A 9,006-nucleotide genomic window follows, 5' to 3' on the forward strand; every position below is an offset into this window, starting at 1 on the left:
CCTCCATTCTTAAAGGTAAGGTAAGATACTGATATTGACGATATATAAAGTAAATTGTTCCCATAATAAATATCGAACATATGTTTGATATTTTGGTACTTTTCTGGTAAAATAATGGCATAAAGTAGTAACGGAGTGGATGAAATGGAACTCATCGATAAAATAAAAATATTAGCCGATTCTGCCAAATACGATGTATCATGCTCTTCCAGCGGCAGCGACAGAAAGAATAAAAAAGGGGGAATAGGTAACGCAGCTCCCTCCGGCATTTGCCATAGCTGGACTCCAGATGGAAGATGCATATCATTGTTGAAAATATTATTTACAAACTATTGCATCTATGATTGCAAATACTGCGTCAATAGGTCTTCCAATGATATACCTAGAGCTTCCTTCACTCCAGAGGAGTTGGTGAACCTCACCATAAACTTCTATAGAAGAAATTATATTGAAGGACTTTTTCTCAGCTCAGCAGTATGGGTGAGCCCGGATCACACCATGGAGCTCCTTTTGAAATCTGTAAAAAAGCTTCGTGAAGAAGTGAATTTCAATGGCTATATTCATTTAAAAGCTATTCCCGGTGCCAACAGCGCTTTGATTGAAGAAGCAGGCAGATATGTAGATAGGATGAGCGTAAATATTGAGCTCCCTTCCAGCGAAAGCCTTAAGCTTCTTGCTCCCCAGAAAACCAAAGAATCAATCACAAAACCTATGGGCTTGATAAAATCCAGAATAATACAAAATCAGGAGGAAAGACAAAGATTTAGAAGTTCACCCTCTTTCGTTCCCGGAGGACAATCCACCCAATTGATTATCGGAGCTTCAAAAGATAATGATTTGAAGATATTGAAGCTTTCTGAATCCCTGTATAAAAGCTACAACCTAAAGAGAGTGTATTATTCTGCATACATACCCGTATCGAATCATCCAAGTCTCCCTTCCATAAACAATCCTCCTCTGCTGCGTGAGCATAGACTCTATCAGGCAGATTGGCTTCTTAGGTTTTATGGTTTTACATCTAATGAGATTCTGGATGATAATAACCCAAATTTTGATGAACTATTGGATCCTAAGAGTGACTGGGCATTAAGAAATCTTGACAGATTTCCTGTAGAGGTAAACAAAGCCGATTATTATATGCTGCTTAGGGTTCCAGGTATTGGTGTTAAATCAGCCCAGAGGATATTGCAGGCAAGGAAGGTTTCTGCTCTTGATTTTGATGATTTAAAAAAGTTAGGCATAGTGTTGAAGAGAGCTAAATATTTCATAACCTGCAAGGGTAGATATTTTCAGGACAGGAATTTTATAAGCAATCCACCAATGGTGAAAAACCATCTCCTTTTGGAAGACAAAATAAAGATAAATGAAAATACAGAGCAATTGTCCTTTTTCCAGCTTTATCCCCAGATCATGACTCCTGCAGAGAGAATATCTAGAATTACAGGTGAATTATGATGATGCTTTATTATATTTATGATGGAACCTTTGAAGGCCTTTTGACGGCTATATATGATGCCTATTATGAAAGGGAAAACCCGGAGCAAATTGTGGCTATGGATGATTTTATTGACAACTTTCTGATTCAAAGGCGCTATATTGATACCGATAAAGAAAAAGCTACAAAGGTTCATAATGGAATAATCAATAAGATTTCTAAGGAAGCTTTAACCAATATAATGTACGCCTATTTATCAGAGCATGAAAATGCGGGCAGGTATATTTTGGAATACCTGCGCTTTGGATTTAAGGTAGGCAGGCTTGTAGACTCCTATCTGTCAGATGACAGAGTATACAACATACATAGACTGGTAACCAAGATTAACAGGGAAAAGCATCTGCTTCTAGGTATAATCAGGTTCAGGCTTCTTAGCAACAATATTTATTATGCTCCTATAGAAACCCAGTACAATACTGCCTGCCTTTTAGGAGAGCATTTTGCTTCTCGAATGGCTGATCAGATATTTGTAATCCATGATGTAAAGAGAAACTACGGAGTATTCTATGACAAGTCCAAATGGTTCATAAGTGACATAGATATAAAGGGAAATTTTGATTATCACGAAAAGGAATTGTTTTATCAAGAGCTCTGGAAGAGATATTTTGAAAGTATAGCCATCAAGGATAGAACAAACCTAAAGCTCCAGGCTAATTTTATGCCCAAAAGATATTGGAAGTACCTTGTGGAAATGAAGTAAAATCTTAGTCTATAGATTTTTACTATTTATAGATAAAGCTTTATAGAATTTAACTATTTGTATTGTTGAATCCTGTTTAATATACTTAACCATGAAATTATCATATTATACAGGAGGATATTAAATGAACAAGAAAGAATTTGTTGATTCCATTCGCAAAGAAGCAGAGGGTTACTTCCAGCGAGGTGAGTTTTTCTGTTCAGAGTCTGTAGTTTATACAATCAATAAACTTTTGGGCAGTCCCTACAATGAAGATGTTGTAAGACTTGCATCTGCGTTTCCCATTGGTATGGGTAAATCCGGCTGCTTATGCGGTGCAGTAAGCGGAGGTGCTATGGCTTTAGGTATGGCTTACGGCAGAAAGCTCGGTGAACCTATGAATGAAAAAATGTTTCCTGTTTCTGCAGAGCTTCATAATCATATAAAGGATATGTATAAGAGCACTTGCTGCCGTGTTCTTGTAAAGAATTATGACTTTGGAAGCCCAGAAAGGAAAGCTCATTGTGTTAAGATCACAGGTGAAGTTGCTGCATGGATAGCAGAAAAGTTGTTGGAAGATCCTGAGATGGCAAGCAGAATAGAAAGTATTAATAACCTTGAAGAGGAGAATGAATAATTTATGATAAAAAAATTACCCCTCCCCATTTCCGGTTTGATGCTGGCCTGCGCTGCCGCCGGGAATCTGGTTGGCTCTTATGGAAGCCTTTATAAAAGCTTGTTTGGTGTTATTGCAGCCTTAATATTGGTTAAGCTGTTAATAAAAGCGGTTATGATGCCTAATTCTATAAAAGAAGGCTTTGACAATCCTGTTGTAGCCAGTGTAATGCCTACATTTTCAATGGGAATCATGTTATTGTCGACCTATATTAAACCTTACGCTTCATCTGCAGCAATTTTTATATGGCTGGCAGGCTTAATTCTCCATTGTTTGCTGATTGTACTATTTAGTATTAAGTATATTGGAAGCTTTAATATTAAAAAGATATTTCCAAGCTACTTCATTGTTTATGTTGGTATAGTCTGCGCCAGTGTAACTGCACCGGCATTTAACATGGCTCAGCTTGGACAATATATATTCTGGTTTGGCTTAGCAACTTATATTATACTTTTGCCTATAGTAATCTATAGAGTATTATCCATAAAAGAGCTGCCGGAGCCGGCTATGCCCACATTAGCAATATTCACTGCTCCTGCAAGCCTTTGCCTAGCCGGATACCTGAATTCTTTCCAAAGCAAAAGCCCGGCAATGATAGGATTCTTATCCGTACTTTCTCTATTGATGTTTGTATCTGTAATTATTGCCATGCCTAAATTGCTCAAGCTGAAATTCTATCCCAGTTATTCTGCCTTCACCTTTCCATTTGTAATAACAGCTATAGCTATGAAAGGTACCAATGCGTATCTTATGAATATTGGGAACGGCATCGCTTTACTTAGATACTTAGTATATATACTGGAACTTTGGGCTGTAATCATGGTGATATATGTTTTAGTAAGGTATATGATTTTCATGTTTTCAAATACTGAGGCCGCTAAGGGCACACCAGCAGTAAAAGCATAAATTCATTATATAATCTCCCTATGAATTAAAAGAAGACAAGTAGCATTATATTCTCTTGTCTTCTTTTATTCATAGGACTTTATGATTTATATGATTCATAGTAAGCACAAATCATGCCGAATATCTCTATGTCCTTTATGTACTTTAATCCTATCTTCTCTATAACTTTTTTAGATGCTATGTTATCAGTCTTAGCAAAGGCTACAATTCTGTTTAACCCTATCTTTTCAAAGCCGAATGCCAATGCAGCCTTTGCAGCTTCAGTAGCATAACCTAACCCCCAATAGTCTTTGCCAAAACCATAGAGAACCTCTATTTCATTATTCTGCTTTACATAGTTTAGCCCACAATGTCCAATGATTTTGCCACTTTCTTTTTCTACAACAGCCCATACTCCGTATCCCTTTTCTTGCCAATGTTTTGATATGCTTTCCAGGAATTTTTTAACTTCTTCTTTAGTATAGCCCCTTCCTCTAGGAAGCCATTTTCCCACTTCATCCTGTCCCATTATTTTTGAATACTCAACTAAATCTTCAGTTTTAAAATGTCTCATATAAAGCCTATCTGTTTCCAACTCAATATTTGTTATATCTATCATAAATATTTCCAGCCTTTCGTTTTGTAAATACTTATTCAACCCTCGGTATTAAATGGTCCTCATGAAGCCTTTACCAGGGAACCTTATTCAAGTCATCTCCTCTAAGTACAGGCAAGAGCTTTGATTTTAGAGGTTCCGGAACATCTTTCAGCTTTCTGTCATCAATTCTGGATATCAAGCTTGATTCTACTTTTAATTTATTTGCTAATTCCTTTGCAGTATATCCTTGTCTTTTTCGCAACTCTTTGATAGTTCTATTTTTGTTTTTAAAATAAAAAAACACATAAATTCACTCCCCACTAGTATAAATACCTACAAAAGTATTCAACATAAATAATACTAATCCTTTAAAAATAAATATCGCAAATTCACAGAGACTATATGAAAGTTAAATTCATTAGGTAAATTAACATCAAGTTATCTACACTTTCCTATGAATTATTACAAAATTTACTTGCTATCATAGACCAAGTATGATAAAATACGAACATAAACTGAAAAATCACCAATATAATTTGGGTAATAGGGACCTAAAGTTTCTACCGAGCAACCGTAAATTGTTCGACTATTGGGAATATATATCACTCCATTTCACAGTGTTGTGATTTTATTCTCTAATGAATTTGCGGCGATTGGTTTTACCAATTGCTATTTTATTGGTGAAATCTACATTAAATTTATGGAGGGAATTATTCGTGGACAATTTTTTCAAGCTTAAAGAGCATGGCACTACTCTTTCTACAGAGGTTGTAGCTGGTTTTACTACATTCTTTGCTATGTCCTACATCATCTTTGTTAATCCAGGTATGCTGTCACAGACTGGTATGCCATGGGGAGCTGTATTTCTTGCAACAATCATTGCTTCTATAGTTGGTACATTAGTTATGGGTTTATTTGCAAATGTTCCTTATGCCCAGGCTCCAGGTATGGGATTGAATGCTTTCTTCACCTATACAGTATGCTTTGGTCTAGGATTTACTTGGCAGCAAGCTCTTGCAATGGTTTTTGTATGCGGTTTAGTAAATATCTTTATTACAGTTACAAAAATTCGTAAATCAATCATTAAAGCTATACCAACAAGCCTTCAGAATGCCATCGGTGGTGGTATCGGAATTTTTATTGCTTATATAGGAATTAAAAGTGCCGGACTTATTAACTTTACTTCCGATCCTGGCCATAACATAGTTTTAGAAGGTGGAACAGTTATAGCTGATGCAAGTGCAGTACCTGCCCTTGTGACTTTGAATACTCCTTCTGTTTTATTAGCAATAATTGGTTTGATTCTAACCATAGTGTTATTAGTACTTAAGGTAAAAGGTGCGATACTCATTGGCATCATAGCTACTACAATAATCGGTATACCCATGGGTGTTGTTGATGTATCTACTATAGGCACAACTGCCGGAGTAGGCGCTGCCTTTGCAGAGTTGGGCACTACCTTTGGTGCAGCTTTTGGCAGAGAAGGATTGCTTTCCCTGTTTGCTGATGGTGCAAAGATTCCATTAGTTCTTATGACCATATTCGCGTTCAGCTTATCAGACACCTTTGATACAATTGGTACTTTCATAGGCACAGGTCGTCGAAGCGGAATTTTCAGTGAAGAAGATGAAAAAGCCATGGAAGATAATCCTGGCTTCAAATCCAAGATGGATAGAGCTCTCTTTGCAGATGCTATCGCTACATCCATCGGTGCATTGTTCGGAACTTCTAATACAACTACCTATGTTGAGAGTGCAGCAGGCATAGGTGCAGGTGGCAGAACAGGATTAACAAGCGTAGTTACTGCATTGCTATTTGCTGCTTGCATATTCCTGGCTCCTGTTGCAGGCATGGTACCTGCAGCTGCTACAGCTCCTGCTCTCATAGTTGTTGGTATTATGATGATGGCATCATTCAGAGAGATCAAGTGGGATGATTTAGATGAAGCTATACCAGCTTTCTTCGCAGGTGTGTTTATGGCTTTATGCTATAGCATTTCCTATGGTATTGCTACAAGTTTCATATTCTACTGCATAGTTAAAATATGCAAGCGCGAGACTAAGGACATACATCCAATCCTGGTAGCATCCACTTTCCTCTTTATATTAAACTTTATTTTGTTGGCTGTTATCTAAGTTCTAATACTAAAGCGCCTGGCTGTAAATAGTCGGGCGTTTTTTAGTTCATCCAAATATTCCTATAAATAGTTAGGTTGTCATTAGCAGTTGCCTGGATTATACTATATATGATTTTCAAATATACATATTAGATAGTTTTGATTTAGTGGTGATTAACATGGATGTGAAAGAAGTTACAGATATTGCTATGGTAAGTGGTGAGATCCTTCTTACCAATGGCTCAGAAACATACAGAGTAGAGGATACTATAGAGAGGATATGCAGTGCCTATGATATAAAAAGTGAATGTTTCGTAACACCAACAGGAATATTTCTATCCTGCTGGTCTAAAAACAATCCAAAAGATTCAGTATCTATAGTAAAAAGAATAAAAAGCAGGACTATTAATCTACATAAGATTGAGATGATAAACACATTCTCAAGAAGCCTTGAGGACAAGAAAGTCGCCTATGATGAAGCGATGAAGATTTTAGAAGACTTGAATTCAGCACCCTATTTCCCTTATTATAAAAGGCTGTTTGCGGCGGGCATTACTTCCTTTGCCTATGCTATGTTGTTTAGTGGAACTGTAATAAACGGAGTAGTTGCTGCACTCATAAGCATGCTCATATACTATTCAAAGAACAGAGTAACTAATATAAGCTTGCTACCTTTCTTTTCTGATTTTATATGGAGTTTCATTACGGGAATTCTAGCAATTTTAATCAGTAAATATATATTGCCCATAAATATTGATTCAGTTATTATTGGGTCTATTATTGTTTTATTCCCCGGAATTGCCATAACTAATGGGATCAGGGATGCATTGTATGGGGATATTCTATCCAGTCAAGTAAGATTGACGGAGGCTTTGTATACTGTTACTGCAATTGGTGTGGGTGTGGGTATTTCTTTATTACTTATGAAGATTTGGATGTGATTATATGAAGGGGATTTTTCTTGCATTTTTGGGCAGCTTCTGTCCCGCAATATTGTTTAATATAGAAAGAAAGAACTTGATCTGGGCAGGATTATGCGGCTCCATAGGCTGGACAGTGTATGACAGCATGTATTTTTTATCTGGCAATAAAATCTACTCTGCCTTTGTTGCTTCTGCAGTCATCAGCTTTACCAGTGAAATCATGGCCAAATTGCGCAAAACTCCAGCAACAGTGTTTCATGTTCCCAGTTTGTTTCCAATTGTGCCCGGTATATCTGCTTATAATACTATATTGCACATAATCGAGAATAATCTGGTGGCTGCAGCATACAAAGGAATTGAAACCTTAGGTATAGCAGGAGCTATAGCTTTTGGTATAATATTTGTTTCAATAATCTTCAGATATATAAATACCAAAAAAAAGCGAAATGCTGCTTAATGAAAAGGAGGAAAATAATATGAGGATAAGAAGCTTAAAACCTCAAGATATTGGTACAGTGAGAGAGTTGATTGATTACTGTAAGCCATTGGACCTGCATACTCCTTTTACATATTGGATATTATCGGAGTATTTCAATAATACATGTCTGGTGCTGGAGGACGATGATATTATAGTTGGTTATACCGGTGGCATGAAAAGCTCTTCCCTGGATGGAGTTTTCTATTTATGGCAAATAGGATTGATGCCTGATTATAGAGGCAAAGGGTATTTTAGCATGCTGTTGGATAGCATAGTTGAAGAGGTAAAGAGATTAGGATGCCACTCTTTGGAATTTTCCGTTCTCTCCGATAATTATCAGAGCATCAATGCTTTCTCTAATTATTCAAAAAAGAAAGGCCTGCCCATGAAAAAGAGGGGAAGCCTTAGCTTTTATGATAAACTTACAGATGAAGAATGCAAAGAGGATATTTATAGGATTACTCTATAATCCTCTTAGATATTCATCTTTAAAACAAACTTGACCTTCTATGGCACCATTGAGCTGTTTGATAAGCATCGCTCTATCCTTGTTCAATGTGCCCTTCAGGGATAAATAGTTTGAAGCATGGTTGCTTCTGAACACACAACCTTCCGCATCTATATTTTTCAGTAGTTCAATGGTTTCTAAGGCAACTTGCTGGGGAGTCAGCAGCTCAAACTCACCCTTTGATACTTCATCATAAAGCTTGGTGCCTGGTTCTACCATAAGGGTCAACAGTCCAAGGTAATCAGGCTTCATCCTGCTTATAGCATTAGCAGATTCTAGAGCATGTTCTTTCCATAGCTTTGCTCCGCCTAATCCAGAAATCAAAGTCACAGAGAGAAGTATTCCTGAATCTTTTATCCTTAAACCTGCTTTAACTATCTCCTCAGAATCAGCACCCTTATTTATTTTCCTTAATATTTCATCGCTCCCAGATTCCAGACCAAGGTAAGCTATCCCTAGCCCTGCTTCTCGAAGAAGTTTTAATTCCTCTGGTGTTTTCAACATTATGCTTTTTGGCGATGCATAAATGCCTACTCTCTCACATTCCGGAATCCATTCCTTAATAAACTGAAGTATTCTCAAAAGCTCTGTTATTTTTATCATTAATGCATCTCCATCGGCCAGAAATACTCTTTTTATGCTTTTATA

General features: G+C 36.9%; 11 protein-coding genes and 1 riboswitch. Of the genes, 8 read left to right on the forward strand and 3 right to left on the reverse strand.

Going from position 1 to position 9,006, the window contains the following annotated elements; all coding sequences use genetic code 11:
- Positions 1-144: 144 nt before the first annotated feature.
- The 4 genes from ACESM9_RS12665 (at position 145) to ACESM9_RS12680 (ending at position 3,756) form a co-directional block, all read left to right on the forward strand.
- Positions 145-1,455 carry a putative DNA modification/repair radical SAM protein gene (locus ACESM9_RS12665; RefSeq protein ID WP_372999228.1) on the forward strand — a complete coding sequence of 437 codons (1,311 nt, stop codon included), beginning with the start codon at positions 145-147 and terminating at the stop codon, positions 1,453-1,455.
- Positions 1,455-2,195 carry a TIGR03915 family putative DNA repair protein gene (locus ACESM9_RS12670; protein ID WP_372999231.1) on the forward strand — a complete coding sequence of 247 codons (741 nt, stop codon included), beginning with the start codon at positions 1,455-1,457 and terminating at the stop codon, positions 2,193-2,195. Before ACESM9_RS12665 ends, ACESM9_RS12670 begins: the two co-directional genes overlap by 1 nt.
- 124 nt (positions 2,196-2,319) lie before the next feature.
- The gene (locus tag ACESM9_RS12675; RefSeq protein WP_372999234.1) at positions 2,320-2,811 is read left to right on the forward strand and encodes a C-GCAxxG-C-C family protein; all 492 of its coding nucleotides are present in this window, start codon (positions 2,320-2,322) and stop codon (positions 2,809-2,811) included.
- A gap of 3 nt (positions 2,812-2,814) precedes the next feature.
- Positions 2,815-3,756 (forward strand): TDT family transporter, encoded by a 942-nt coding sequence (locus ACESM9_RS12680; protein WP_372999237.1) that lies wholly within the window; start codon positions 2,815-2,817, stop codon positions 3,754-3,756.
- A gap of 79 nt (positions 3,757-3,835) precedes the next feature.
- Here the strand turns inward: ACESM9_RS12680 and ACESM9_RS12685 are convergent, their stop codons facing one another.
- Together ACESM9_RS12685 and ACESM9_RS12690 are read right to left on the reverse strand one after the other, a co-directional pair.
- Positions 3,836-4,393, reverse strand: a complete 558-nt coding sequence (locus ACESM9_RS12685; RefSeq protein ID WP_372999240.1) for a GNAT family N-acetyltransferase — start codon at positions 4,391-4,393, stop codon at positions 3,836-3,838.
- A 31-nt stretch (positions 4,394-4,424) separates the two neighbouring features.
- A complete protein-coding gene (locus ACESM9_RS12690) occupies positions 4,425-4,637 on the reverse strand; it encodes a transcriptional regulator (protein ID WP_372999243.1) in 213 nt (70 codons plus the stop codon).
- 203 nt (positions 4,638-4,840) lie between these two features.
- Positions 4,841-4,942: riboswitch (purine riboswitch) on the forward strand.
- 107 nt (positions 4,943-5,049) lie between these two features.
- Here ACESM9_RS12690 and ACESM9_RS12695 point away from each other — a divergent pair.
- From ACESM9_RS12695 to ACESM9_RS12710, 4 genes are all read left to right on the forward strand, one after another.
- Entirely contained in the window at positions 5,050-6,468 is a 1,419-nt protein-coding gene (locus tag ACESM9_RS12695) for an NCS2 family permease (RefSeq protein WP_372999246.1), read from the forward strand.
- A gap of 160 nt (positions 6,469-6,628) precedes the next feature.
- Positions 6,629-7,390 carry a threonine/serine exporter ThrE family protein gene (locus ACESM9_RS12700; RefSeq protein ID WP_372999249.1) on the forward strand — a complete coding sequence of 254 codons (762 nt, stop codon included), beginning with the start codon at positions 6,629-6,631 and terminating at the stop codon, positions 7,388-7,390.
- A 4-nt stretch (positions 7,391-7,394) separates the two neighbouring features.
- The gene (locus tag ACESM9_RS12705; protein WP_372999252.1) at positions 7,395-7,829 is read left to right on the forward strand and encodes a threonine/serine exporter family protein; all 435 of its coding nucleotides are present in this window, start codon (positions 7,395-7,397) and stop codon (positions 7,827-7,829) included.
- Positions 7,830-7,848: 19 nt separating this feature from the next.
- On the forward strand, positions 7,849-8,319 hold the full coding sequence (locus tag ACESM9_RS12710; protein WP_372999255.1) for a GNAT family N-acetyltransferase: 471 nt from the start codon (positions 7,849-7,851) through the stop codon (positions 8,317-8,319).
- Here ACESM9_RS12710 and ACESM9_RS12715 read toward each other — a convergent pair.
- Positions 8,314-9,006: radical SAM protein (locus ACESM9_RS12715; RefSeq protein WP_372999258.1), on the reverse strand; the 693-nt coding region annotated here is incomplete at its 5' end. The genes ACESM9_RS12710 and ACESM9_RS12715 overlap by 6 nt on opposite strands.

Origin of the sequence: Lutispora sp. (genome assembly GCF_041687175.1) — a bacterium.
Taxonomy (GTDB): domain Bacteria; phylum Bacillota; class Clostridia; order Lutisporales; family Lutisporaceae; genus Lutispora.